Raw genomic sequence first — 22,918 nt, forward strand, 5'->3', positions numbered from 1 at the left:
CGGGACAGGCCCGGCCATGACGTTCTTTCGTCGAGGCGCCCAGCTCATCACTTGTGGATCAGCGTGCCCGTGCCCTGGTTGGTGAAGAGCTCCAGCAGCACCGCGTGCTGCATCTTGCCGTCGATGATGACGACGCCCTCGACGCCCTGCTCGAGCGCGTAGATGCAGGTCTCGACCTTCGGGATCATGCCGCCGGAAATGGTGCCGTCGGCGATCAGCTTTCGCGCGTCCTTAACGGACAATTGCGGGATCAGCTTCTTCGACTTGTCGAGCACGCCGGGCACGTCGGTGAGCAGCAAGAGGCGCTTGGCCTTGAGCGCGCCGGCCACTGCACCGGCAAAGGTGTCCGCGTTGATGTTCAGCGTCTGGCCCTCTTTGGAGGTCGCGAGCGGCGCCAGCACCGGGATCAGCTCGTAGCCGATCAACTGGTTGAGCAAGGTGAGGTCGACCTTCTCGGGGTCGCCGACGAAGCCGAGATCGACCGCCTTCTCGATATGCGAATCCGGATCGATGATGGTGCGCGTCGTCTTCGACGCCTTCACCATGTTGCCGTCCTTACCCGACAGGCCCACGGCCTTGCCGCCGGCCTCGTTGATGTAGCCGACGATCTGCTTGTTGACGGAGCCGGCCAGCACCATCTCGACGATCTCGATGGTCGCGGCGTCGGTGATGCGCAGGCCGGCGGCGAATTCCGAGACGATGCCGAGCCGCTTGAGCATGGTCGCGATCTGCGGGCCGCCGCCGTGCACGACGACGGGATTGATTGCGGTCTGCTCGAGCAGCACGATGTCGCGGGCGAAGTTCTTGGCGGTCTCCTCGTCGCCCATGGCATGGCCGCCATACTTGATGACGATGGTTTCCTCGTCATATTGCTGCATGTGCGGCAGCGCTTCGGACAGGATGCGGGCCTGGTCGAGCGGGGAGATGTCGGTCATGTCACGGTCTCGCTGGCGGGTCGGTCGGTGCGCGTTCTATCCGATCGGCGGGCGTGGCGCAAAGTGTGGTTGGCATGCGGTCTCGTGCCCCGGACGCAGCGCACCGCTGACGCGCTGCGCTGCGTCCGGGGCACGAGACCTACTTCCTTGCCGCCACCGCCGCCAGCGTCACGGCGATCCAGCCCGCGATCATCACCATGCCGCCCGTCGGCGCCGCCATCGGAAACAGCGCGTGCCCGGCATATTGCCGCAAGGTGAGGTCGCCCGCGAACAGCAGGGCGCCGACTGCGAGGCCGCACGCGGCCGCAAGGCCAATTCCGCCGTGCAGAAGGCCGCGCGCAAGCAGCGCGACGGTCGCGAGTATGGCGGTTGCATGAAACAGCAGCATGGCGCTGGCCGATGCCAGCCGGCTCGCGTCGGCGCCATGTGCGGAGGCCGCCGCCAGCGCGACGCCGGCAGCACCCATCAGGCCGGCGAGCCCGATCAGCAGGCGTTGCATCGCCATCACGAGCCCCGCTCTTCCAGAAGCTTCGCCATCGCGGCGCGCAAGCTCTCCATGCCGGTGGAGCTCCGCGACGAGGTTGCGAGCACGTTCGGGAACGCGGCGGGATGCTTGGCGAGCGCAGCCTCGGTCTCGGCGATGCGCGCCTGCAGCTCGGCGGCCTTCACCTGATCGGCCTTGGTCAGCACGATCTGATAGCTGACGGCGGAGCGGTCGAGCGTCTTGAGGACTTCGAGATCGACCTCCTTGATCCCGTGTCGCGCGTCGATCAGCACATAGACGCGCGCGAGCGAGGCGCGTCCCAGCAGGAATTTGTGGATCAGCTCGGTCCAGGACGCCACCTGGCTCTTGGGCGCCTTGGCATATCCGTAGCCGGGCATGTCGACGAGGCGCAGGTCACCTTTGCCGGGGACCTCGAAGAAGATCAGCTCCTGGGTGCGGCCCGGCGTATGCGAGGTGCGGGCCAGCGCGTTGCGCCCCGTGAGCGCGTTGATGAGGCTCGACTTGCCGACATTGGAGCGGCCGGCAAAGGCGATCTCCAGCCCCGCCATCGGCGGCAGCGTCGCGATCGACGGCGAGGCCCAGATGAACTGCCAGTCCCTGGCAAACAGCTTTCGTCCGGCTTCGATCAGCCTCGCATCTTTGTCGTCGGTCATGCGAAGCTCGCTGTTTCCCCGCGTCATTGCGAGCGAAGCGAAGCAATCCAGAAATGCATCCGCGGAGGGATTCTGGATTGCTTCGTCGCTTGGCTCCTCGCAATGACGGCCCGTAGTGACGGCGCTTACGTCGCCTTCCGCGCGAACGTCGCCTTGAGATTGTCGAACAGCTCCACCTTCACGCCGTTGCGGCGCATGATGTAGCTCTGCTGGATCACCGAGAGCAAATTGTTCCAGGCCCAGTAGATCACGAGACCCGCCGGGAAGCCGGCCAGCATGAAGGTGAAGATCAGCGGCATCCAGTTGAAGATGAGCTGCTGCGTCGGATCCGGCGGCGTCGGGTTCAGCTTCATCTGGAACCACATCGTGATGCCCATGATGATCGGCCAGATGCCGAGCGCGAGGTAATGGCCGAACACCGGAATCGTGGTCGGATCGAACGGGAGCAGCCCGAACAGGTTGAACAGATTGGTCGGGTCCGGCGCCGAGAGGTCCTTGATCCAGCCGTAGAACGGCGCGTGCCGCATCTCGATGGTGACGAAAAGCACCTTGTATAGCGCGAAGAATACCGGGATCTGGATCAGCACGGGAAGACAGCCGGCGACCGGGTTGATCTTCTCCTTGCGGTAGATCTCCATCATCTCCTGCTGCTGCTTCACCTTGTCGTCGGGATAACGCTCCTTCAGCGCCAGCAGCTGCGGCTGGATCGACTTCATCTTCGCCATCGAGGCGTAGGACTTGTTCGCCAGTGGGAAGAACAGCAGCTTCACGATCACCGTCACCAGCAGGATCGAGATGCCGAAATTGCCGAAGAAGCGGAAGAAGAAGTCGAGGCCGAGGAACATCGGCTTGGTGAGGAAGTAGAACCAGCCCCAGTCGATCAACAGGTCGAACTGGTTGAGGCCGAGCGCCTTGTTGTAGCCGCCGAGGCCTGCGAGCGGGAAATTGATGCCGACCACGCCGGCTTCCTTGGCGCCTGCAAACAGCCGCGCGTGCGCCGTCGCGGTGCCGCCGATCGCGACGGTGACAGGATCGAGCAGGTAGTCGGTCTGGTAGGTATGGACCTTGCCGACCGGGTTCGACGAGAAACGCGCCTGGAGCTGGGCATTGGTGTCCGGCAGCAGCGCGGAAGCCCAGTATTTGTCGGTGATGCCGAGCCAGCCATTGGTGGCCTTGAAGTTCACCTGCTTGGCTTCGTCGATCTTGCTGTAGGCATATTCTTGCAGCCTGTGTTCACCGAGATAGCCGATCAGGCCCTCATGCAGGATGTAATAGCCCGAGACATGCGGCGCGCCATGGCGCGAGATCAGCGCGAACGGATAGAGCGTAACGGGCGCGTTGCCGACATTGCTCACCTCGTCCTTGACGGTGAAGAGATAATGGTCGTCGACGGCGATGGTGCGGCGGAAGGTCAGGCCGTCGCCATTGTCCCATTTCAGCACCACGGGCGTCGACGGCGTCAGGCTGCCGCTGCCCTCCTGCTGCCAGACGGTCTGGGCGTCCGGCATCTTCGCCGTCACGCCGGTCGCCGCCACCCAGCCGAACTCGGCGTAATAGGGCTCCGCCGTGCCCGAGGGCGAATAAAGGACGATCGGCGGCGATTTCGGATCGACCGTCTCGCGGTATTGCACCAGCGCGATGTCGTCGATGCGACCGCCCTTCAGCGAGATGCTGCCGACGATCCGCGGCGTCTCGATCTTCACGCGCGGGCTGGCTGCAATCGCAGCGTCGCGGGACACGACCGGCTGGACCTGGCTCGTTGCCGGCGTTGACGGCTGAGCCGCGCCGGGTTGCGGCGCGCTGCCCGGCGTCGCGGACGCGCTGGGCTGCGGCGTGCTGCCCTTCTGGAGCTCGGCCTGCGCCTGCTGCTGGGCGCGCTGCTTCTCCATCTGCGGCACATTGTAGAAATACTGCCAGGCGATCAGCACGAGGCCGGACAGAATGATGGCGAGGATCGTATTGCGGTTGTCGGTCATCGATATTGTCTCGTCATCAATCCGGTTTGCGGCGTGTCGCTGGGCCCGGCTTCTCGCCGCGTCCCGTCGCCGGTCCCTTGGGCGTATGCCGCGCGGGCTTCGTGAATGCCATGCGCAGATCGTCGAGCATGGTCGCGAAGTCGCGCGAGAGCGCGTCCCTTCGGCCGACCAGCACGTAATCATGATGGGGTTGCATCGACACCGGATCGAGCCGCTTCACCAGTTCGCGAAGCCGGCGCCGGATACGATTGCGCTCGGGGGCGTTGCCGTTCTTCTTGGTGACGGTGAAGCCGATTCGGATCGGGCCGGAATCGTCCCGGCCAAGGCTTTTTCGGTCAAGGCTTTGCAGGACGAACGCGGGACTATTCGCCCGCGCGCCATTGGCAACGGCGAGGAAATCCGCCCGCTGCCTCAGCCGATCCATGATGAAATCCCGGAAAAGGGGGTCCGGCTCAGGCGCTCAGACGCTTGCGGCCGCGGGCGCGGCGGGCGGCGAGAACCTTGCGGCCGCCGGCAGTGGCGAGACGGGCACGGAAGCCGTGACGGCGCTTGCGCACCAGTTTGCTGGGTTGATAAGTCCGCTTCACGGGTTTTTCTCCGCTGACCGGGCAATTTGCCTGTAGAATTGATGGTAAAGTCCGGAAGATGCGGCCCAAAACGGGCCCTTTTCGGCCCCAAGAGAGCCGCTCCCGGCGTCACACCGGGTCATCGCGGACAATTCGCGCGGCTTATAAGGGAGCGCCTTGTTTTCGTCAACGCCGCACAAGCGCTCGATTTTCGTGAATATCGCTGTTTGCGTGGGGTTTTTAACCCTTGAGGTGGCGACTCGCGCTATCAGCGCCTACATCCCACCTCGGCAGATTAGCGATCCGTAATTTGACCGCATCCCGGGCGGGTCGCATCTTGCATCCGCCAAGCCAACAGGGGCGAATCTCGTGGCAGCCACCGATCGCCAGCCGATCCAGGATACGGATCAGCCGGACCAGCCGGCGATACGGCCGCGTGGATCGCGCGGGCTTGGGTTGTCCGGCAAGCTGCTGCTGCTCACCATTCCCTTGGTGATGATCGCCGCGGTGCTGCTCTATGTGCCGGCCATCGCGAATTTCTGGGTCAACCGGCTGAATGATCGCGTAGCGGCGGCCAACACCGCGGCGCTGGTGCTGGATGCGGCGCCGCTCGGCATGGTCCCCGATTCGCTGTCGCGGCAGATACTGAAGAGCATCAACGCCCGTGCGGTCGCCATCAAGATGGGCCAGCAGCGCCGGCTGCTCGCCAGCGACAACATTCCGGCCGCGATCGAGCACGACATCGACCTGCGCGATATGACGGCCTGGGAGGCGATCACCGGCTCGTTCCGGATGATGCTGGAGACCGGCAACCAGGCCATCCGCATCGTCGGCCCCGGCGTCGGCAATGCCCAGTTCATCGAGATCGTCACCGACGAATTGCCGCTGCGGAAGCAGATGTACCGCTTCTCCCGCAACCTCGTCGTGGTCGCGCTGATCATCGCGGTGCTGACCGCAGGCCTCGTCTATCTCGCGCTCCATTATCTCTTCGTGCGCCCGATGCGGCGGCTGACCGCGAGCCTGGTCGGCTTCCACGAGAATCCCGAAAGCTCGGCCGGCATCATCGTGCCGAGCCAGCGCAGCGATGAGATCGGGGTTGCCGAACGCGAATTGTCGGACATGCAGCGCGACCTGATGTCGATGCTGAATCAGAAGAGCCGCCTCGCCGCCCTGGGGCTGGCGGTCTCCAAGATCAACCACGATCTGCGCAATCTGCTCGCCTCGGCCCAGCTTCTGTCGGACCAGCTCGCCAGCGTGCCGGATCCGCGGGTGCAGCGCTTCGCGCCGAAGCTGGTGCGCTCGCTCGAACGCGCCATCGCCTTCTGCCAGTCGACACTGTCCTACGGCCGCGCCCAGGAGGCCGCGCCGGACCGCCGCATGATCCTGATCGAGCCGGTCGTCCTGGAGGTGCGCGAGACCGCGGGCCTTGCATCCGACGCCTCGATCGCCTGGGTTGCCGCGATCGAGCGCGGGCTCGCCGTCGATGCCGATCCCGACCAGCTGTTCCGCGTGCTGCTCAACCTCGTCCGCAACGCCGCCCAGGCCCTGGAAACCCATGCCTCGTCCGGCGATGGCGGCGTGCAGCAGATCCGGATCACCGGAAAACGCGAGGGCGCGGTCGCGATCCTCGAGGTCTCCGACACCGGTCCCGGCGTCCCCCAGAAGACCCGGGAGCACCTGTTCGAGGCGTTCCAGACCTCCGGCCGCCCCGGCGGCAGCGGCCTTGGCCTTGCCATCGCCGCCGAGCTGGTCCGCGCCCATGGCGGCGACATCCACCTCGTCGAAGGCACCATCGGCGCCACCTTCCGCATCGTCATCCCGGACCGTCCCGTGGAACTGCTCTCCATCCGCAACGAGCGGCAGCGGGCGTAGTCGGCAGCGGGCGAGTGGGCGGTATTCCTTTCCAAAAACCCTTCTCCGTCATTCCGGGGCGCGCGTAGCGCGAGCCCGGAATCCATAACCACCAGCCGGGATTATGGATTCCGGGCCTGCCCCTTCGGGGCATCCCGGAATGACATCGGAAACCGTCATCTCCCTGCAAAATCTCCCCATCCCGGACCTTGCCAACAGGGGCAAGAGCGGTTAGTCAGAGCGCTCTTTCGCACCCCTCCGGCCCCGCCGGCGGCTGCATGCGGGCCCAAGCCCGCGCTGTTTGCGAAAAACGCGCCCGTAGCTCAGCTGGATAGAGCATCAGACTACGAATCTGAGGGTCGGACGTTCGAATCGTTCCGGGCGCGCCATTTTACGGCAGGGCACGCGACCACGCCCTTCAAGTGGTGGCGCCCGCATCATGAATGACTCCGGCGCCCCGCGGCTCGCCAGGGCGTGAGCCGCGGAATCCAGCGCGGGACATTGGCCCGGAAATCCTCGTACTGCGCGCCAAATGTCTCCTTGAGCGTTGGTTCTTCGAACAACAGGACCCAGACGTGGAAAAACAGCCAGAGCAGCGCGGCATACCAGAGGAGGCGCTGGTCGCCAAATAAAAGTGCCTGACCAGAAATGACAGCAGTGACCCCGACGTAGATCGGATTTCGCACGTAGCGATAAAGACCCGTGACCACCAGCTTCTGTGTTGGCGCGATCGGGGCTGGCGTTCCCAGCCCCTGCAGTGCAAATCGCGCAAACGAATCCACGACTCCGGGCACTCCGGCAATGATCAACATAAGTCCGATGGCGCGGGTCAGCTCAAGGTCGAAAAAAGCCGGCTGGAATTCCCAATGTGTGGTCCACCATGGGATGAACCCCGCCAGCACCAAGGGCGCGACGACGAAGAAGAGGGCAGAGCCCAATACCGCGATCGTTTTCGGCATGGCACCTCCTTCCCGTCCTGTCGCGAGGCGCGCCAGCCCCGACATCGAGGCGCCGGCTCACGCACGCAAACAACTATCTCATCGATGAATCCCGACGGCCCTGCGAAAGCGTCTCGACTAGGGTCTGTACCTAAATAGCGCCACGTGATTCTCTTGCCTACGTGTTGATTCGGGGGCGAGAGAATGCGCGCTGGTTTGTTTTGGCTGAACGACAGGCAATGGGCGCGTATCGAACCGCATCTGCCGAGGGGACTGACGGGGCCGGATCGGGACGACGACCGACGCATCGTCAGCGGCATCATTCACATGCTGCAATCGGGTGCACGATGGCGTGATTGTCCACGTGAATACGGCCCTTACACGACGATCTACAATCGCTTCAATCGCTGGGCCAAGCGAGGACGATGGTGCGCAATCTTCGAAGCGCTGGCCAAGCCTGGCGAAGACGGCGTCGTACTGTCGCTCGACTCGACCTCGATTAAAGCTCACCGGTGTGCCTCCGGCGGAAAAGGGGGGAGCACAATCAAGCAATCGGCCGCTCGCGCGGAGGCCGCACGACAAAAATCCATGCGCTGAGCGATCCGCTCTGCCGGCCGGTCGTCCTGCATCTGACTCCAGGCCAGGATGCCGATATCGCTGCGGCTCCCGATGTCCTGGCGCTCGCGCCACCCATGAGCGTGCTCCTCGCCGACAAAGGGTATGATGGCGACAAGCTTCGCGGCGAAATCATTCGTCGTGGCGCCAAGCCCGTAATCCCCAATAAATCTAACCGTGTCGTCATCCATCGCTTCAACAAACGCGCCTACAAAGGACGAAATGTCATCGAACGCTGCTTTTGCAGGCTCAAGGACTTCCGGCGCATCGCCACGCGATATGACAAGCTCGCCCGTAATTTTTTGGCCGCTGTTCATCTCGCCGCTCTCGTCGCATATTGGCTCAATTGAGTCTGGACCCTAAGCCCACAGTCCAGCACATCGGGCATCCGCGTAGCGCGACGAGGGCGGCAATTCCCGCGCCTAGGGATGGCCAGGGGTGCGCGGCCTGGTGGACGATGGCCCAAGTGAGTAGCGCCGCCGCAGCCGCGCCGCGCATCAGGTGTGCGCCCAGGAAGGCGCTTCCGAACATGCCGACTCCACGAAAGTAACTCATGTGCTTTCTCGTCCGCTGTCCTTTGTGCCGAGCAGGTATTCGCGCACCAATGCGCGGGCGCGGCGCAGGCGGCTTTTGACCGCTTCGCGCGTCACGCCGAGCCGCCCGGCAATTTCCCCAATCGTCAGATCTTCGAGATCTCGCAGGAGCAGCACTTCGCGATGCGACGGCGAAAGCGACTCGATCGCATTGACCAGGTCCATGCGTAACTCGTCCGGCGGGACCTTCGCGAGCTCGCGTGACTCTTCCAGGGTGGCGAGTTCCTCGACTCCCCGCATCAGCATCAGCGCCGGCAGCATGCAAAGGCGCGCGATGACCGTTAGCAGCCAGCCAGCGAGTGCGGCTGGACTGCGGATCGTGCCCACGCGCCGGTACACGACGATGAGCGCTTCTTGCACCACATCTTCGATGACCGAGGCACGGTAGCAAAGGCGCCGAGCGTAGCGCCGAATGTCCGGCTGCAGCGCCACCAAGAGCTGTGTGAGCGCGTGCCGGTCGCCCGACTGTGCCGCGAGCACGAGATCGTCTGATACGCGCGCCAAGGCGGTCACCCCTTCAGTGGCTCGCGCCCGGCGACGGCGCAAGCAGGACAATAGCCGAACACGCCAGTGGCCAGCGTCACCACACCCGCACCGCTGAGCAAAAGCCCGAGCGGCGAAGCGTGCAGCGCAACCACGCCGCAGATGACCATCAAGCCCCCGCCGATCAGTCTGGCCGCGCGCTCCCACCCGCCAACGTTCTTCCTGTACCACATGGTTCTGTGCTCCGGTTCGTGACACGCCGGTATGGCGCATTCATCTGGACAGGAGGGCGCAAACCCGGCGCCGGGGTCGCGGCACGAAAAAAAATTTGCGGGGGTCGCAGCTTCCGCAGGCTGGCGTGGGCGGCGGGGCGCGCCGCCATCGCAAACTGGCCTGTCGAAACGGGTCATCAACCATAGCGTCACGGCGAAACGATAGTTGCCCATCTTCATCGGCCGCGGAGCGCCATTGCGTAGTAAGTACGTCCCATGCGTACCCTCGATCGCCTGCTCTCCTGTCTCGCCCTGTTCCTTGCAATGGCCGCCGTCACTGCGCTTCCCGCGCGCGCGGCCGAAACCTGCCCATTCATCAGCGCCCAGGAGCTCGCCCGCGCGATGCCGGCGCTCAAATGGTCACTGATTTCCAATCAGGATGGCCGCGGCTGCATCTACCAGGCCGGGCGCGGCGGCACGATGATGCTGACCGTGTTCCGCAATCCCGACAAGGACCGCGCCAGGGAATTGTACGCGACCTTCGTCAAGACGCTCGGTGAACGCATGAAGCTGAGCGCAGTGGCGGGGATCGGCGAGGAAGGCCAGGGCGGAGCGACCGCGGCCGGCGCCGAGCGCCAGGAGGCCTCGGTCGTCGCGCTGTCCGGCGACTACATTCTGCAGATCACCGTCCATCCGACCGGCCGGCGTGCCGACGATGCGCTGCTCGGACCGCTCACCGAGGCTGCGCGCATTGCCGTTGGCAATGTGGACAAGAGCAGCGAGCGGTTCGGCAATTGCGAGTGGCTCACGGCCGCGGATGCCGACGGTTTTCTCGACACGAAAACGCTGACGGTCCAACGCACCGGCGCGGGCAGCTGCATGATGTTCGATCGCGAGGCCAACACGATGATCACCGCGGTGATCACGACCTCGCGCGACACCGCCGTCCAGATGATGAAGCGCGCAGGCCCGTGCAAGCATGTGACGATCCCTGAGCTCGGCAGCGAAGCCTTCGGCGAGCATTCCTGCACAAAGGGTAACGGCAACGCCGTCACCATCTATGTCTGGAAGAATGGCAAGCAGGCCTCGATCGTGTTCGCTCCGGTCAAACCGCATCCGCAGTCCGGCTCCGTCGAGCGCCTGAAGGCGGTCGCAGGGCGGGTCTATGGGAAATTGTAACGGCGGGGTGTGACCGCCTCCGCTCCGATTGGCTCAGCGCGAGCCACCCCCGTCATCCGCCCGCCAGCACCTCCTTGCACTTGGCCGCGAAGGCGTTGAGGTGCGCGCCGATCTGGTGCGCCAGCGCGTCGGACCGATCGACATTCTGCAAGCTCATGTTGAGGGCGTAGACGGGAAGTCCCGCCAGCACGATGGGCGTTGCGACGGCGAGAACGGCGGGCTGCCACGACACCGCACAATAGCCTTCGCGTCCGACGGCGCTGATCGATCTCCTGACGTCTGCGAGCAGCGCCTTGGTGGCCGCAGTGCTGCGCCGCTTGAACAGTTTCAGCAATCGCTCGCGCTCGGTCTCTGCGACGCCGGCCAGGTAGGCGCGACCCAGCGACGTCAACTCCATCGGCACCTGCTGGCCTGCGACCACGTTGCGCAGCGCCGCGCGCGGACTGTAGCGGATCGATTCGAGATAGACCATCATGGTGCGATCTGCCGTCGCGAGCCCGACGTTCAGCCGGCGCTTGGCCGATTCCGCCCGCATCATCGGGCCGATCGCGTTGAGCACGGGTGATCCCGTCCGCATCGCGTGGCCGACGCTGATGACGGACGCGGCAAGACGGTAGGCCCGCTCGGCGCGGACCTCATCGAGCATCCCGGAATTGACCAGCGTTCGCGTCAGCCGGCTGACCGTCGAGCGCGGCAAGCCGGTCCGCTCGGCGATCTCGCCATTGCCGAGCGTGTCGATGCCGGGTCGGAAAGCCCGGAGGATTTCGATACCCCGTTCGAGCGAGCGGTTGCCATCGACGCCGCCCGCATATCTGCGCATCTGCGCCATATCCAGCCTCCCGGCATTTCCACTTAGTGGAATTAAGGGGATGTTTGCAAAGGTGCAAGCCGCTATAGGCGAAGGCAAGAAGAATGCCTGGGCTGTGCAGGGCTCGACGAGGAAACGGCTCCGCCTGAACGGCATTCGGATGCCCGCGCATCATCTGCGCCGCGCTGATCGATCCGACTCAAACCCGGAAAGTCTGCCATGTCCTATCAGCTCATCGAATTTTCCGTCGAAGCCGGTGTTGCGACCATCGCGTTCAACCGGCCGGATCGGCGCAACGCCATGAGCGACGAGATGCGTTCCGAGTTCACCGGCGCTCTCGAAACCGTGTCCCGCGACAAGGCGATCAAGGCCCTGGTACTGACGGGACGAGGCAATGCCTTCTGCGCCGGCGGCGACATCAGCGGCATGAGGCGCCGGCTCGAGGCGCCGCAGGGGGACGTCGCATTCAACGGATGGAGCCGTCAGCAGGGCGTCCATCACGTGCAGACGCTGCTGCTGGGCTTGCCGAAGCCGACCGTTGCCGCAGTCAACGGCGCCGCGGCGGGCCTCGGTGCCGACACCGCGCTGGCCTGCGACTTCGTCATGGCGACGGAGCGATCGAAATTCACCTGGTCCTACATCAAGCGCGGCTTGATACCCGACGGCGGCGGCCTGTATTTCCTGCCGCGCCGAGTGGGCCTTGCGAGAGCGAAGGAGCTGATCTTCACCGGACGCGTCGTCGAAGCCGACGAAGCGCTCGCGCTCGGGATCGTGGATCGCAAGGTGGCGGCGGCCGAGCTGATGTCGGCCGCGCAGGCCTGGGCGGCCGAACTGGCGCAGGGCTCTCCGACCGCGCTCGCTCTGAGCAAGACGATCCTGAACGAGACGTTCGAGCATTCCGCGCACGACATCTTCAATCTCGGCAGCCAGGCGCAGGCCATCTGCTACACCAGCGCGGAGCATCGCGAGGCCGTGACGGCTTTCCTCGCGCAATCCTCGTCGAAGGGTTGAGCGATGAACGCGATCGAGCGCCTGATCCGCCCGCGCAGCATCGCCGTCATCGGCGCCTCCGCCGACCCGGGCAAGACCTCGGGGCGGCCTGTTGCGTATCTCAAGAAGCATGGCTTTGGGGGTGCGATCTATCCCGTCAATCCCAAGGTCGGAGAGATCGGCGGCCTGCGCTGCTATGCCGACGTCGCTTCGCTGCCGGATGTGCCGGACGTCGGCCTAGTCCTGCTCGGCGCGGAACGCGCCCATGTCGCCGTGCGCGAGTTGTCCGAGCGCGGCACTGCGGCGGCGATCGTTCTCGCCAGCGGCTACACCGAGACGGGGGCGGAAGGCGCCGCACGTCAGACGCAGCTCATGCAGGCCGCCGGATCCATGCGCCTTCTCGGGCCGAACACGATCGGGCTCGTCAATCTCACGGACAACATCGTGCTGTCGGCATCCGGCGCGCTGGCGATGGACCATTTTCCGGCCGGCTCGATCGGCCTGGTCTCGCAAAGCGGGGGCATTCTCGGCGCCGTCCTGTCGCGCGCTGCGGCGCGCGGGGTCGGACTGTCCAAGCTGGTGTCGACCAGCAACGAAGCCGATCTCGAACTCGCAGATATCATCGACTTTCTTGCCGACGACAGCGCCACCAGGGTCATCGCGCTCTATATCGAGGCGATCCGCAATCCGGCCCGCTTCCGCGCGGCGGTGCTCAAGGCGCGGCGCGCCGGCAAACCCATCGTCGCCTTCAAGATCGGGAGGTCGGAGGCGGGCGCAAAGGCGGCCGTCTCGCACACGGGAGCGCTTGCCGGCTCCGATCGCATGTACGACGCCTTCTTCAGACAGCTCGGCGTGATCCGCGCGCGGACATTCGAAGACCTGCTCGACATTCCCGCAGCTCTTTCCGCGGGACGGAAGCTGTCCGGCAGGCGCGTGGCGATCCTCACCTCGACCGGCGGCGCCGGCACGATCCTGTCCGACAGTTTGGGGATCGCCGGCTTCGCGACGCCCGCGCCCGACGCGGACTCGGCTGCGCAATTGCGCGCCTTGCAATCGGGATCGCACGCCATGCTCGATCGCAATCCGATCGACGTGACCCTGGCCGGCCTGCAGCCGGATCTGCTTCGCGCCGCCATTCATATCCTGCTTGCTAGCCCTTCCTACGATGCGCTGGCCGTCATTGCAGGCTCCTCAGCCGTGGGATCGCCGGCGCTGCTGGCGGACGCCATCCACGACTGTCTGCCGCTGAGCGACAAGCCCGTGATCGCCTATGTGAGCCCCTACGCGCCCGACGTGGTCTCCGTTCTCACGCAGCGCGGCGTCCCGGCCTACACCTCCGCCGAGAGCTGCGCCCGTGCGCTCGATGGACTTCTCAAGGCGGGAATGCCGGGACAGGTCGAGATATCCGGATCGATGGAGACACTGGTCGATATCAGCGATTTTCCGGTGGGAACGCTGGACGAGGCGCAGGCCAAGGCCTTGTTCGCTCGCTTTGGCGTTCCGGTTGTGACGGAGAAGATCGTCGCTACGGCAGGCGAGGCGGAGCAGGCGGCGCGAGACTTGGGCAGCAAGGTCGTGCTCAAAATTCTCTCGCGCGAGATTGCGCACAAGAGCGACGTCGGGGGCGTCGCGGTCAATCTGACCGCAGAGACGATCGGCGAGCGCCTGGCGGTGATGGCAGAAGAAGTCGCGCCCAAGGCCGGGAAGCGGCCGGAACGATTTCTGGTGCAGGAGATGATTTCAGGTGGCGTCGAGATCATTCTCGGGATGCATCGCGATTCGCTGGGGACAGCCATCCTTCTCGGAATGGGCGGCATCGCCGCCGAGCTGTTCCAGGACACCACGCTGCGTCTGCTTCCGCCGGAAGGCGGCCTGACGCTGACCGAAGCTGGCGCGATGGCGCGGGAGCTCGTCACATGGCCGTTGCTGGATGGCTTTCGCGGCCGGCCGAGGTGCGATGTCGAAGCGCTCGCCGCAGCGATCGTCGCTTTCTCGCGCATGGTTGCGCAGCTGGGCGAGCGCCTCAGTGAAGCTGAGATCAATCCGGTCTTCGTGCTCCCGGCAGGCCAAGGCGTGAAGGCGGCCGACGGGTTGGTCGTTCTCGACGCCAGCACATGACGCCCCATCGCGGACGCGCGCCAAGCTGCGTTCGTGACATGACGAGCCTTGTTTGAAAAATCTGAACCAAGACCGAATGGGAGGTCCACATGGCAATCGGTAACATCATCAGGCGAGACGGCGGTCCCGGCAAGGCAGTCGCTGTGTGGCGCTGGTCGCGCCGGGCCGTCCTCGCCTCGACAGCTTTGCTGGTCGCGGTCGGATCGGGCGTCGCGCCGGCGCGGGCCGAATACCCAGAGAAGATCATCAAGATCGTGGTGCCGTTCGCGGCTGGTGGCGGTACCGACATCGTCGCGCGAACGACCGCCCAGGAAATCCAGACCGACCTCGGCAAGCCCGTGATCATCGAGAACAAGCCGGGCGCAGGCACCATCATCGGAACCCAGACGGTGGCGACGAGCGAGCCTGACGGCTATTCGCTGCTGATGGCGACCTTCGCGCACGCGGTCAATCCCAGCCTGTACAACAAGCTGCCGTTCGATCCGCACAAGGATTTCGCGGCGGTCTCGCTGATTGCACGATCCTTCAATGTCGTCGTCGTCAACCCCGCATCCAAGATCAACTCGATTCCCGATCTGATCGCTGAAGCAAAGGCCAAGCCGGGCAAGCTCAATTTCGGCACGTTCGGCATCGGCACCTCGGCCCATCTCGCCGGCGAGCTGTTCAACGCCATGGCGAACGTCAAGATGACGGCGATCCCCTACAAGGGCGCGGCGCCTGCAATCAGCGATCTCCTGGGCGGGCAGATCGACGTGATGTTCACCACCGTGGCCAGCGCGGCGTCGCTGGTGGCGGCGGGTCAGCTCCGTGCGCTGGCTGTCACATCCGCCGAGCGTTCGGCCGCGTTCCCGCAATTGCCGACGGTCGCCGAGGCTGGAGTGCCCGGCTACGCCGCCGAGTCCTGGTACGGATTGTACGCTCCAGCCAAGACGCCTGCTGCCGTGATTGCGCGTCTCAATCAGGCGGTCGCGAAGGCCGTGCAGTCCGGTGGTTTCAAGCAACTGGCGACCAACGAAGGCCTGATCATGGTGGGTAGCGCTCCCCAGGAGCTCGATCGCTATGTCGCCCAGGAAGAGGAACGCTGGCGCAAGCTGGTCAAGGACGCGAACATCGAGGTGCAATAGTCCGGCTTGACATCCGGGGCCGCTTGGCGGTCCCCGGATGTCGTCCGACTACACCGTCAGCCCGCAAGCCCGCCGGATCGCGATCTGGACCGGCGAGGGCGGCAGCGCCCGATCGAACTCGCCCTTGGGCAGCAGCGGAGGCTGTGCCATGAAGCGGGGCCGCTTTCCCCGATGCGGTTGCGCGGCGTGAACCAGGAACGGGTGACACAGATAGACGCTGCCCGCCGCGCCGGTTGCAAGTTCGACGTCGCAATCCTGCGTCGACGCCCAGTCTCCGGCCGCGAGTTGCCGCAGCGTCGCGCCTGCCTCGCCATAGGGCAGCAGCTCGCGCGCGATGGTCGCATGCGAGCCTTTGCGGATCCGCGTGGGCGCATCGTCGTCGCAGACATCCGAGAGCAGGAACAGCATCAGCAGCGCACGTCCGCTGCTCGTCACATTGGCGCGCCACTCCATGAAATCGGCATTGGACGTGCCAAAGCTCATGTCGACATGCCAGCCATCGTCGCCTGGCGATTGCGATGACGGGAAGCGGATCGGAAAGGTTCCGAGGCCCGCCGGCGCAAGCCAGCGCCCTTCGCCGACGAGCTGATCGTACGCCTTGTGCAAAAGCCGGGTATTCGCCGCTTCAACGAATGGAGGCGAAGCTTTGGCGCCAACGCGGATCACGGGCTGGGTCCAATCTTCGGGCTGGTCCGGCGACAGGCCGATATCCGCCCACAGCTCGTCCCTGCATCGCCTTGCAAGGTCGGCGCTGAAGGCATTCCCGAGTTTGACGAAGCCGTCGTCGATGAAGCTCTGAACCTGACAAGGCGTCAGGCCGGTTTGTTCGGTCTTGGGCATTTCACATCTCTCCGTTCGGCTAGCGCATCGCGCGCAGCCGTTTGATCTGGTTGGCGCCGGAGCGCCGGAACGACGTTCTGCCGTTCAGATCAGCGGAAAAAATGTGGAGGTGAACATCATGGCGGGAACGTATAGCGCGGCGGAGCGCGGAATCAAGACACGCTCACCGCTTCGCGAGCGCAGGCCCGTGGCGGCAGCCTCTAGCGGAACGAGAAGGCTGCCGCAGCTTTACACGTGCCTCACGGGCAAGGGTGACGGAGACCGTCGCGGCCGAGATAGGTGCCCGAGCCGGGATCGTAGGAGCGGAAGCGCTGCGCGCAGTAGGAGGCGGCGTTGCTTTGAGCCTGGCTGTTGGCGATGGCGCCGCCGATGATCGCGCCCGCCGCGAGGCCGCCGAGGACGGCTGCGCCGGTGCCGTAATGGCCGTGGTGATGCCTGTGACCGTAATAGCCATGCCGATGTCCGTGTCCGTGCCAATGCCGGTACTGCACCTGCTGCACGCCTGAGTCCGGCCCGGGATTGCCGATCGGCAGCGGTGCCGCGAGCACCGGCGAGGCAGCCGTCGAGAGCATTGCTCCGGCGGCCGCGAGGACGACGAAAGTTCTATGCATTATCATGTCGGGCTCCATGTTGGTGAGGATGCCGGAGCAACGGCAGGTAGCCCGCTCCGTTCCTCCATGACGAGGCGAGCGTCAGAGGGTCGCAGAAAATGAATTGTTCGTAAGGATGCGGCCCGAGGAGGACGGGCGTGCGCGGCCGGAGAGATGCAGCACGCAAGCACGCCTCGCGGCTATGTGTCTTCGCCGTCCCGCTGGCGGAAGGGATCGGCGACATCATCGTGACCGCTGCGGCTGCTGAAGAACATCAGGGCCATCAGCCCGCAGCCGATGAGCAGGGAGAAGAAGGCTCCGAGGCCAAGCGCGATCCAGCCATGCTTGCCCATCTCAACCCCGCTGCTGGCTCCCCAGACCGAGAATCCCCAAACGCCCGTGAGGATCAACATGGCTCCGAGAGCGACCAACAGGGCAATCTGACCGGCACCGATGTTCTTCATGGCGGTTCCCGTTGTTGTGCCTGACGAGACTCAATCGTGGAGAGCGCGGAGGCGTTCCTGTTACGAGGCTGAGCTTCGTGGCTCGTTTGAGCGGCAGGCGGAACGCGCCTGACCGGCGCGCTCCTGTCCTCAGTTGATTGGCGTACAGCCTCACTCGGAGACGGCGAGAACGGTCAGCCCTCTTGTTCGCTTGTCGGGCGTCTCGAATTCGATGCGCTGTCCCTCCGAAAGGCCGATCAGGGCCGCTCCGACGGGCGTCAGGATCGAGATCCGGTTGAGCTCGATGTTTGCTTCGTGCGGATAGACGAGCACGATCTCCCGGCTCGCGCCGGACCCGTCATCGCGGTAGCTCACTTTGGAACCCATCCTGACCACGCCGCGCAAATCGTCCGCTTGCGCGATGGTTGCGCGTTCCACTTCCCGAGCCAGAAACTGGGCGACGCGAGGAAACAGGTCCATGGTCGAATTCGCCAGCGAGCTGAGACGCCGCGATTCATCCTCTGTGATTTTGATCGGAGGCAAGATCGTCTGCCCTTGCTGACTCTCTGCTTCGAGCTTGCGCATGTGATGTCTCCTACGCGGCAGTTGGTCCGGGATCGTCATCGAACGGCTTGCTTTGATGCGGCCGCCGGAAGAACGGCACGACGTTCGAGCGAGATTGGGTGATGCTTTGAACCCTGACGACGTTCAGACAGCCCGCCACGAAATATGGCATCTGATCGCCGACCCGCAGTCCGATCAATGCCGCCCCCAAAGGTGTCAGGACCGAAATGCTTTCCGGATTCCAGCACGCCTCGGGCCAGACCAATTGCACGGTGCGACGCGGAACGCCCCAATTCGTGCAATACGTGACCCATGATCCCATGGTGACGACTGAGCTTAGATCGTCGGACGCATCCGGCACGATCTCGGCGCGGTTGATTTCACCTGTAAGGAAGATCCCGTCCAGATCGCCTTTTTGTGCGGCAAGACGGGCAAGCTGTTCGAGCCGCGGATAATCCGCTGCGGTGAGCATGATTTTTGGAAGAGGCAGCACGGCGCACTCCTTCTGCTTCAATTCGACCTCTCGGTGGAGGTAACGAAAGCTGGAAAAGAGCCCGGACGGCGCGCAGCCGTCCGGCTAACCGCCTGCTTGGAGGCGGCCGGCGTGAAGAGCAAAACGCGCGGTGCGCGCGTCTATGTCGACGACATATGCCATGACGCACTGACTATAGTGATTTAGCCCGCTGGAAACATTGCGGCGAAACCGCACAGCCACGCGCAGAGTGTCATGCAAGTGCGCTTCCTGGTCACCGCAGGCCCTGCTCGTCGATCAGGATGCGGTGGATCTCGATGCGCTCGGGCAGCTCGATCAGGAACTCCGCATCGCGCGCGAGATGATGGACCTTGGTCGGCTCGCCCTTGGTGAAGGCCGTCATGGCCGCGATGTCCGCCCAATAGGAGATGGTGGTGAACCACGTCTCATCGTCTCGGTCCTCGCGCAATTGCTGCACGCCAAGCGCGGTCTTTCGCAGCGGTGGAATGCCCTCGGCCTGCAGATAGGCCTGGTAGGCGTCGGCGAGATCGCGGCGGGTGCAGCCGCGCCAGATGCGGGCGATGGTCGGTTTGGTCGGCATGATGAGCTCCCTTGCGGCGTCTGGAACACGGCCAGACTCGCCTGCCTCAATAACGCGGTGCTTCGCTTTGCCGTTTCAGGCGCCAGGATATGGTTCGCCCATTCCAGGCGCAGCACGCAAGATCACCTGTAATCTGCTTCACACGCAAACGCGCTCAACGACGCTACACGAATCAGACCGCGCGCTCCGCGCGGGTGGTTCGGAGCTGGCGATGATGGCCGCATTGGCAAGGGCAATATCCCGCGCGACGAGAACCGACATCGACGCCGAAACCCTGAAGATTCTCATGGTCTTCGCGGGAGCGGCCGCGCTGCTCTCCTTCGCGGCCGCGATGATCTACCGACAGGCCCTGAAAGCCGCTTTGCTGTGACAGGATGGGTGCGTCGGGCCCCGCATGAAGCGTCGCCGCGTCAAAGGAACTTCCATTTTTTCCCGGCGTTGAACATCGGCCCCCACAAGCGGCCGGTCCGCACGATGAAGAACTTTTCCAACGCCGAGTTTTCCCCCGAGGTGATCGAGCTGATGACCGCCGCGCTGGAATCTGCGGTCGCCACGCTGCCGGAGCCGGTGCATTCCTCGCATGTCAATGCGCTCGCCGAATCCATCCTGCGCACCGCCGGCGCCGGTGAACGCAATCCCGCTGCGCTCCAGCGCATCGCCCTGATGGAGCTGCAACTGGCGCCCCGCAATTGATGAGGCCGACATGAAGCGACTTGCTGCTGCGATCGTCGCGCTCTGTGCGACATCATCTGTCGCCAGCGCCAACGGCTGGACCACCTACCGCATCCCGGAATCCGGAACTTCGGTCGACATCCCCGCCTCGATCTTCACGGAGCCGGCCGGCCGGCCCGACGGATACGGCCAGCATTTTCGCAGCTCCGACGGCAGCGCAGACCTCACCGTTCAGGCCGTCGTGAACCAGCAAGGCGTTTCGCCGGCTGAATTCCTGGCCCGGAAGAACCCTCCGTCGGGAATCATCTACAAGCGGATCACGTCGAACTTCTTCGTGGTGTCCAGCATCAAGCGCGACAAGGTCTGGTACAACCGCTGTAACTTCACTCGCGGCTATGTCCACTGCGTCCTGATCAATTATCCCGCCGCCGAGAAGCGTCGCTGGGACGCCGTGGTGACCCGGATCAGCCACAGCCTGCACGGCGGCTGACAGGTCACAACACAAAAGCTGCCCGAACAAGTCGGGCAGCAGCTGCGGAATGAATGCACGAATTGCGTCTAGCGCGCAGTCGTTGTCGTCCTCGACATGGTCGGCTTCGAGCCCGGCACATGCGACATGGTCTTGGTGGTGGAGCCGACCTCTTCGCCGGCCTTGACCTTGGTGCGCGTATGCGAGCGGCTGAACGTGCCACCCTCATGGGCCTGCGCCCGCGCGTTGGAGTTCATCACCGGACCGTTGCCCTTGTTCATGCTGACGCCGGTCTTGGCTTTGCCGTCCACGGCGGCGGCGCTTCCGCCGGCCGCAATCGACGAGCCGGTGCGGCCGGTCGCAGAGGTTGAGGTACCACCGGTGCCGACGGTGGAGGCGGATGTGCCGCCCGCTGCGGCCGAGCCGCCCGTTCCGCCCGTCATGCTGGTCTGTGCAAGAGCTGGTGTCGCGGCAGCGAGCAGAATTGCCACTGCCGAAGTCGTCAGGAGCGTTCTCATGTTTCCATCCTTCATGAATGTCAGGGTGACGAGGTCGAGATCGTGCAGCCGTTGACGGTGATGGTGCTGGCGCTGGTGGAGCCAGGCCCGCCCGCCGTCGACGATGAGCTCGAAACGCTGCCGCCGCCGGCCTGCACGTTCACCGATGATCCGCCTGCCGAGCTCGAGCTCGACAGCGAGCCGCTCGACGAGGTCGATCCGGTCGTGCCCGAACGCGACGAGCCGGCTGCAGTGATGCTGCCGTCCGCATGTTTCTCGACCGTGACCTTGCAGTTCTGGCCGGATGCCGTCTTGCCGGTTTTTTCCATGGTTTCTGCCGATGCAGCGCTGCTCATCAGAGCCAGTGCCGTAATCGCAACGATTGATCTGTTCATTGCGTGTCCTCCTCAACATGGACGAAGGGAGCGGCACGTGGCCGCTCCCGGGATCGGACTAGTTCTTGTCCTTCTTCCACTCGTCCTTGTTGTGGCCCTTGCCCTTCTCCATGCCCTTGTCGCTGGCATGACCGGCAGACGAGCCGGCGGCGCCGACAGTCGAGCCGCTCTTGCCGTCACCGGCTGACGAGCCACCGGTGCCGACCGTCGATGCGGAGTTCGAGCCCGAGCCCGCTGCGGATCCGCCGGTGCCGACGCTGGACGAGCTCTTGCCGCCGCCGGCCGATGAGCCACCGGTACCGAGCGTCGAAGCCGAGCCGCTGCCGGAGCCGCTACCCGCCGCGGAGCCGCCGGTGCCGACGGTCGAGCTGCTGGTGCCGCCGCCCGCCGAGGAGCCGCCGGTGCCGAGTGTCGAGGCCGAGCCGGAGCCGCTGCCGCCAGCCGAAGAGCCGCCGGTGCCGACGGTCGAGTTGCTGGTGCCGCCGCCGGCCGACGAACCGCCGGTACCGACCGTCGAGCTCGATTGCGCAACGGCGAGCGCCGTGCCCGCCAACAGCGCGGCCGCAGCCGCAGAAAGCTTCAGGATCCTCATGTCCGTTTTCCTCCAGTGGGTTTCCAAAACAAAAGCGCCAGATCAGGCTCGGGATAAACTGGCAATTGCGCAAACGTTCCTCATGTCGAGAACTTTGACGCCAATGATCGCTGCATCATGCCGTTCCGGGACGCATAACGTTGGCGCGATGCCCGTTCATTCATCCACTGTTCATCCAGGTCGGGTGTTCGGGCCGTGCGTCTGTTGCCGCGCAATCACGCGACGCCAGCGCCGTTCAGAATGCGCCGACCATCACATGGCGATCCATCACTTGGCGATCGTAGAGCCGACGCGAGGCCGCCGAGCGGGCCGTGCGATTTGGGCGGAGGTCGGCTGCCCGCGTCGCGTTGCGTCGAGGTGCGGGTATGATTTTCGTCTCCGGCTTCGGCGAGTCGGCCAACGCCAATGCATCGCCCGCAGTGTGGCTTGGGGCCTCGGCGATCAGAGGTGAGGAAGCCGCGGCAACAATCCCGGTGGACGTGTCCAGGATGATCTTCTCTGGCCAAGCGCGGGCGGAGTGGATGCGAATGGTCGTCCGGTCGACATCAGGCACCGCGGATGCTTTCGCCGTCGGCGCCAGATTGCGCTCGAGCAGGAACAGCAGCGCCACGACGAATGCGCCTGCAAAGATGAAATATCGAATGATGGGCATCAGGCGCTACCGCGAAACGAACCAAGGGCGGGTGGGCGGGCCGCCGTGTGACGGCCCGCCAGGCGACGCAGCTAGTCCACCGCTTGGACGACCATGCGGGTCTCGGGATCGACCAGCATCACGCGGCTGCCCGAATAGACGTAGCGATACTTGGTGAGCGAAGGGCCCCAGTCGCTCGGAACGGCCACGAGCTCGACGTCGCGCGGCACCGGCGAGCCGACGACGATCTTCTCGCGCGTCTCGACCGGACGGATCTTTTGCTCGGTGACGTAGGAGCGGATCCTGGTGCGATACTCCGGCTCGATCTGCACGGTCGCGCCGGGAGCCGCGCCCGTGGTGGTGACGACGGTGGACTGTGCCATCGCGCTCGTCGACACGAGCAGGGCGGCGGCTGATATCAGCATGAACTTCTTCATCGCATTCTCCCTCGCCGCTTCATGCGGCGCAGCGATGAACTCGCTACCAGCATGACCGTTCCGAGCAGCGCGGAACATTTGCTACTTTTTCCCGTTACCTTGCCGGGAGCAGTCATTGGAGGAGAGGACAATGCCCGTATTGATTCTTTGGGCCGTGCCGGCGATCCTG

General features: G+C 64.6%; 30 protein-coding genes and 1 tRNA gene. 10 read left to right on the plus strand and 21 right to left on the minus strand.

Annotated elements, in window-relative coordinates; all coding sequences use genetic code 11:
* Window positions 1–47: 47 nt before the first annotated feature.
* From argB to rpmH, 6 genes are all read right to left on the minus strand, one after another.
* Window positions 48–935 (minus strand): acetylglutamate kinase, encoded by an 888-nt coding sequence (gene argB, locus LPJ38_RS08110; protein ID WP_092292759.1) that lies wholly within the window; start codon window positions 933–935, stop codon window positions 48–50.
* Between the two features lie 139 nt (window positions 936–1,074).
* Entirely contained in the window at window positions 1,075–1,440 is a 366-nt protein-coding gene (locus tag LPJ38_RS08115; RefSeq protein WP_167520756.1) for a DUF423 domain-containing protein, read from the minus strand.
* Complete coding sequence (gene yihA / locus LPJ38_RS08120; protein WP_145641875.1) at window positions 1,440–2,093, minus strand: ribosome biogenesis GTP-binding protein YihA/YsxC; 654 nt, start codon at window positions 2,091–2,093, stop codon at window positions 1,440–1,442. Before yihA ends, LPJ38_RS08115 begins: the two co-directional genes overlap by 1 nt.
* Window positions 2,094–2,218: 125 nt before the next feature.
* Complete coding sequence (yidC, locus tag LPJ38_RS08125) at window positions 2,219–4,069, minus strand: membrane protein insertase YidC (protein WP_145641873.1); 1,851 nt, start codon at window positions 4,067–4,069, stop codon at window positions 2,219–2,221.
* 16 nt (window positions 4,070–4,085) lie between these two features.
* Complete coding sequence (gene rnpA, locus LPJ38_RS08130) at window positions 4,086–4,493, minus strand: ribonuclease P protein component (protein ID WP_145641871.1); 408 nt, start codon at window positions 4,491–4,493, stop codon at window positions 4,086–4,088.
* A 28-nt stretch (window positions 4,494–4,521) separates the two neighbouring features.
* Window positions 4,522–4,656 carry a 50S ribosomal protein L34 gene (rpmH, locus tag LPJ38_RS08135; RefSeq protein WP_008542748.1) on the minus strand — a complete coding sequence of 45 codons (135 nt, stop codon included), beginning with the start codon at window positions 4,654–4,656 and terminating at the stop codon, window positions 4,522–4,524.
* A 348-nt stretch (window positions 4,657–5,004) separates the two neighbouring features.
* Here rpmH and LPJ38_RS08140 point away from each other — a divergent pair, with 348 nt between their 5' ends.
* Both LPJ38_RS08140 and LPJ38_RS08145 read left to right on the plus strand, forming a co-directional pair.
* Window positions 5,005–6,507 (plus strand): sensor histidine kinase, encoded by a 1,503-nt coding sequence (locus tag LPJ38_RS08140; RefSeq protein WP_145641869.1) that lies wholly within the window; start codon window positions 5,005–5,007, stop codon window positions 6,505–6,507.
* A 291-nt stretch (window positions 6,508–6,798) separates the two neighbouring features.
* Window positions 6,799–6,875 (plus strand) — tRNA-Arg (locus LPJ38_RS08145).
* A gap of 48 nt (window positions 6,876–6,923) precedes the next feature.
* On the opposite strand, the gene LPJ38_RS08150 is transcribed toward LPJ38_RS08145, so the two are convergent.
* The gene (locus LPJ38_RS08150) at window positions 6,924–7,445 is read right to left on the minus strand and encodes a methyltransferase family protein (protein ID WP_145641867.1); all 522 of its coding nucleotides are present in this window, start codon (window positions 7,443–7,445) and stop codon (window positions 6,924–6,926) included.
* Between the two features lie 183 nt (window positions 7,446–7,628).
* Between LPJ38_RS08150 and LPJ38_RS08155 the strand changes: the two genes are divergently transcribed.
* A protein-coding gene (locus LPJ38_RS08155) for an IS5 family transposase (protein WP_110115998.1) occupies window positions 7,629–8,389 on the plus strand; the annotation gives its coding sequence in 2 pieces (ribosomal slippage) (window positions 7,629–7,968 and window positions 7,968–8,389; 762 coding nt in all).
* 201 nt (window positions 8,390–8,590) lie between these two features.
* Here LPJ38_RS08155 and LPJ38_RS08160 read toward each other — a convergent pair.
* Both LPJ38_RS08160 and LPJ38_RS08165 read right to left on the minus strand, forming a co-directional pair.
* On the minus strand, window positions 8,591–9,136 hold the full coding sequence (locus LPJ38_RS08160) for an RNA polymerase sigma factor (RefSeq protein WP_145640490.1): 546 nt from the start codon (window positions 9,134–9,136) through the stop codon (window positions 8,591–8,593).
* 5 nt (window positions 9,137–9,141) lie between these two features.
* Window positions 9,142–9,348: a YgaP family membrane protein gene (locus tag LPJ38_RS08165; protein ID WP_145640486.1), complete on the minus strand. Its 207-nt coding sequence runs from the start codon at window positions 9,346–9,348 to the stop codon at window positions 9,142–9,144.
* 255 nt (window positions 9,349–9,603) lie between these two features.
* On the opposite strand from LPJ38_RS08165, the gene LPJ38_RS08170 reads away from it, so the two are divergent.
* Window positions 9,604–10,506, plus strand: a complete 903-nt coding sequence (locus tag LPJ38_RS08170) for a hypothetical protein (protein WP_145640483.1) — start codon at window positions 9,604–9,606, stop codon at window positions 10,504–10,506.
* Between the two features lie 52 nt (window positions 10,507–10,558).
* Here LPJ38_RS08170 and LPJ38_RS08175 read toward each other — a convergent pair whose 3' ends face one another.
* Complete coding sequence (locus LPJ38_RS08175; protein WP_145640479.1) at window positions 10,559–11,335, minus strand: IclR family transcriptional regulator; 777 nt, start codon at window positions 11,333–11,335, stop codon at window positions 10,559–10,561.
* 198 nt (window positions 11,336–11,533) lie between these two features.
* On the opposite strand from LPJ38_RS08175, the gene LPJ38_RS08180 reads away from it, so the two are divergent.
* From LPJ38_RS08180 to LPJ38_RS08190, 3 genes are all read left to right on the plus strand, one after another.
* Complete coding sequence (locus LPJ38_RS08180; RefSeq protein ID WP_145640477.1) at window positions 11,534–12,325, plus strand: enoyl-CoA hydratase/isomerase family protein; 792 nt, start codon at window positions 11,534–11,536, stop codon at window positions 12,323–12,325.
* Between the two features lie 3 nt (window positions 12,326–12,328).
* Window positions 12,329–14,422, plus strand: a complete 2,094-nt coding sequence (locus LPJ38_RS08185; RefSeq protein WP_145640475.1) for an acetate--CoA ligase family protein — start codon at window positions 12,329–12,331, stop codon at window positions 14,420–14,422.
* 89 nt (window positions 14,423–14,511) lie between these two features.
* Window positions 14,512–15,546, plus strand: a complete 1,035-nt coding sequence (locus LPJ38_RS08190; protein WP_145640473.1) for a tripartite tricarboxylate transporter substrate binding protein — start codon at window positions 14,512–14,514, stop codon at window positions 15,544–15,546.
* Window positions 15,547–15,594: 48 nt separating this feature from the next.
* Here the strand turns inward: LPJ38_RS08190 and LPJ38_RS08195 are convergent, their stop codons facing one another.
* The 6 genes from LPJ38_RS08195 to LPJ38_RS08220 form a co-directional block, all read right to left on the minus strand.
* Entirely contained in the window at window positions 15,595–16,386 is a 792-nt protein-coding gene (locus tag LPJ38_RS08195; RefSeq protein WP_145640471.1) for a phytanoyl-CoA dioxygenase family protein, read from the minus strand.
* A gap of 239 nt (window positions 16,387–16,625) precedes the next feature.
* Window positions 16,626–17,003, minus strand: a complete 378-nt coding sequence (locus LPJ38_RS08200) for a BA14K family protein (protein WP_374991535.1) — start codon at window positions 17,001–17,003, stop codon at window positions 16,626–16,628.
* Window positions 17,004–17,176: 173 nt separating this feature from the next.
* Window positions 17,177–17,440, minus strand: coding sequence for a hypothetical protein (locus LPJ38_RS08205; RefSeq protein ID WP_145640469.1), 264 nt, complete (start codon window positions 17,438–17,440; stop codon window positions 17,177–17,179).
* 150 nt (window positions 17,441–17,590) lie between these two features.
* Complete coding sequence (gene rnk, locus LPJ38_RS08210; protein ID WP_167520700.1) at window positions 17,591–18,004, minus strand: nucleoside diphosphate kinase regulator; 414 nt, start codon at window positions 18,002–18,004, stop codon at window positions 17,591–17,593.
* Window positions 18,005–18,014: 10 nt separating this feature from the next.
* The gene (locus LPJ38_RS08215; protein WP_145640467.1) at window positions 18,015–18,497 is read right to left on the minus strand and encodes a GreA/GreB family elongation factor; all 483 of its coding nucleotides are present in this window, start codon (window positions 18,495–18,497) and stop codon (window positions 18,015–18,017) included.
* A gap of 232 nt (window positions 18,498–18,729) precedes the next feature.
* A complete protein-coding gene (locus tag LPJ38_RS08220) occupies window positions 18,730–19,056 on the minus strand; it encodes a hypothetical protein (protein WP_145640464.1) in 327 nt (108 codons plus the stop codon).
* A 214-nt stretch (window positions 19,057–19,270) separates the two neighbouring features.
* Between LPJ38_RS08220 and LPJ38_RS08225 the strand changes: the two genes are divergently transcribed.
* The 3 genes from LPJ38_RS08225 to LPJ38_RS08235 all read left to right on the plus strand — a co-directional run bounded on the left by LPJ38_RS08225 (window position 19,271) and on the right by LPJ38_RS08235 (window position 20,218).
* Window positions 19,271–19,426: a hypothetical protein gene (locus tag LPJ38_RS08225; protein ID WP_231088591.1), complete on the plus strand. Its 156-nt coding sequence runs from the start codon at window positions 19,271–19,273 to the stop codon at window positions 19,424–19,426.
* Window positions 19,427–19,530: 104 nt separating this feature from the next.
* The gene (locus tag LPJ38_RS08230) at window positions 19,531–19,749 is read left to right on the plus strand and encodes a hypothetical protein (RefSeq protein ID WP_145640462.1); all 219 of its coding nucleotides are present in this window, start codon (window positions 19,531–19,533) and stop codon (window positions 19,747–19,749) included.
* Between the two features lie 10 nt (window positions 19,750–19,759).
* Entirely contained in the window at window positions 19,760–20,218 is a 459-nt protein-coding gene (locus LPJ38_RS08235) for a hypothetical protein (RefSeq protein WP_145640460.1), read from the plus strand.
* A gap of 68 nt (window positions 20,219–20,286) precedes the next feature.
* Here LPJ38_RS08235 and LPJ38_RS08240 read toward each other — a convergent pair whose 3' ends face one another.
* The 5 genes from LPJ38_RS08240 to LPJ38_RS08260 all read right to left on the minus strand — a co-directional run bounded on the left by LPJ38_RS08240 (window position 20,287) and on the right by LPJ38_RS08260 (window position 22,749).
* A complete protein-coding gene (locus LPJ38_RS08240; RefSeq protein WP_145640458.1) occupies window positions 20,287–20,715 on the minus strand; it encodes a hypothetical protein in 429 nt (142 codons plus the stop codon).
* Between the two features lie 20 nt (window positions 20,716–20,735).
* Window positions 20,736–21,089, minus strand: a complete 354-nt coding sequence (locus tag LPJ38_RS08245; protein ID WP_145640456.1) for a hypothetical protein — start codon at window positions 21,087–21,089, stop codon at window positions 20,736–20,738.
* A 58-nt stretch (window positions 21,090–21,147) separates the two neighbouring features.
* Window positions 21,148–21,681 (minus strand): hypothetical protein, encoded by a 534-nt coding sequence (locus tag LPJ38_RS08250; RefSeq protein WP_060734670.1) that lies wholly within the window; start codon window positions 21,679–21,681, stop codon window positions 21,148–21,150.
* Window positions 21,682–21,916: 235 nt separating this feature from the next.
* Window positions 21,917–22,291 carry a hypothetical protein gene (locus LPJ38_RS08255; protein ID WP_145640454.1) on the minus strand — a complete coding sequence of 125 codons (375 nt, stop codon included), beginning with the start codon at window positions 22,289–22,291 and terminating at the stop codon, window positions 21,917–21,919.
* 113 nt (window positions 22,292–22,404) lie between these two features.
* The gene (locus tag LPJ38_RS08260) at window positions 22,405–22,749 is read right to left on the minus strand and encodes a DUF1236 domain-containing protein (protein ID WP_145640452.1); all 345 of its coding nucleotides are present in this window, start codon (window positions 22,747–22,749) and stop codon (window positions 22,405–22,407) included.
* Window positions 22,750–22,918 lie beyond the last annotated feature (169 nt).

Source organism: Bradyrhizobium daqingense (genome assembly GCF_021044685.1).
GTDB lineage: Bacteria > Pseudomonadota > Alphaproteobacteria > Rhizobiales > Xanthobacteraceae > Bradyrhizobium > Bradyrhizobium daqingense.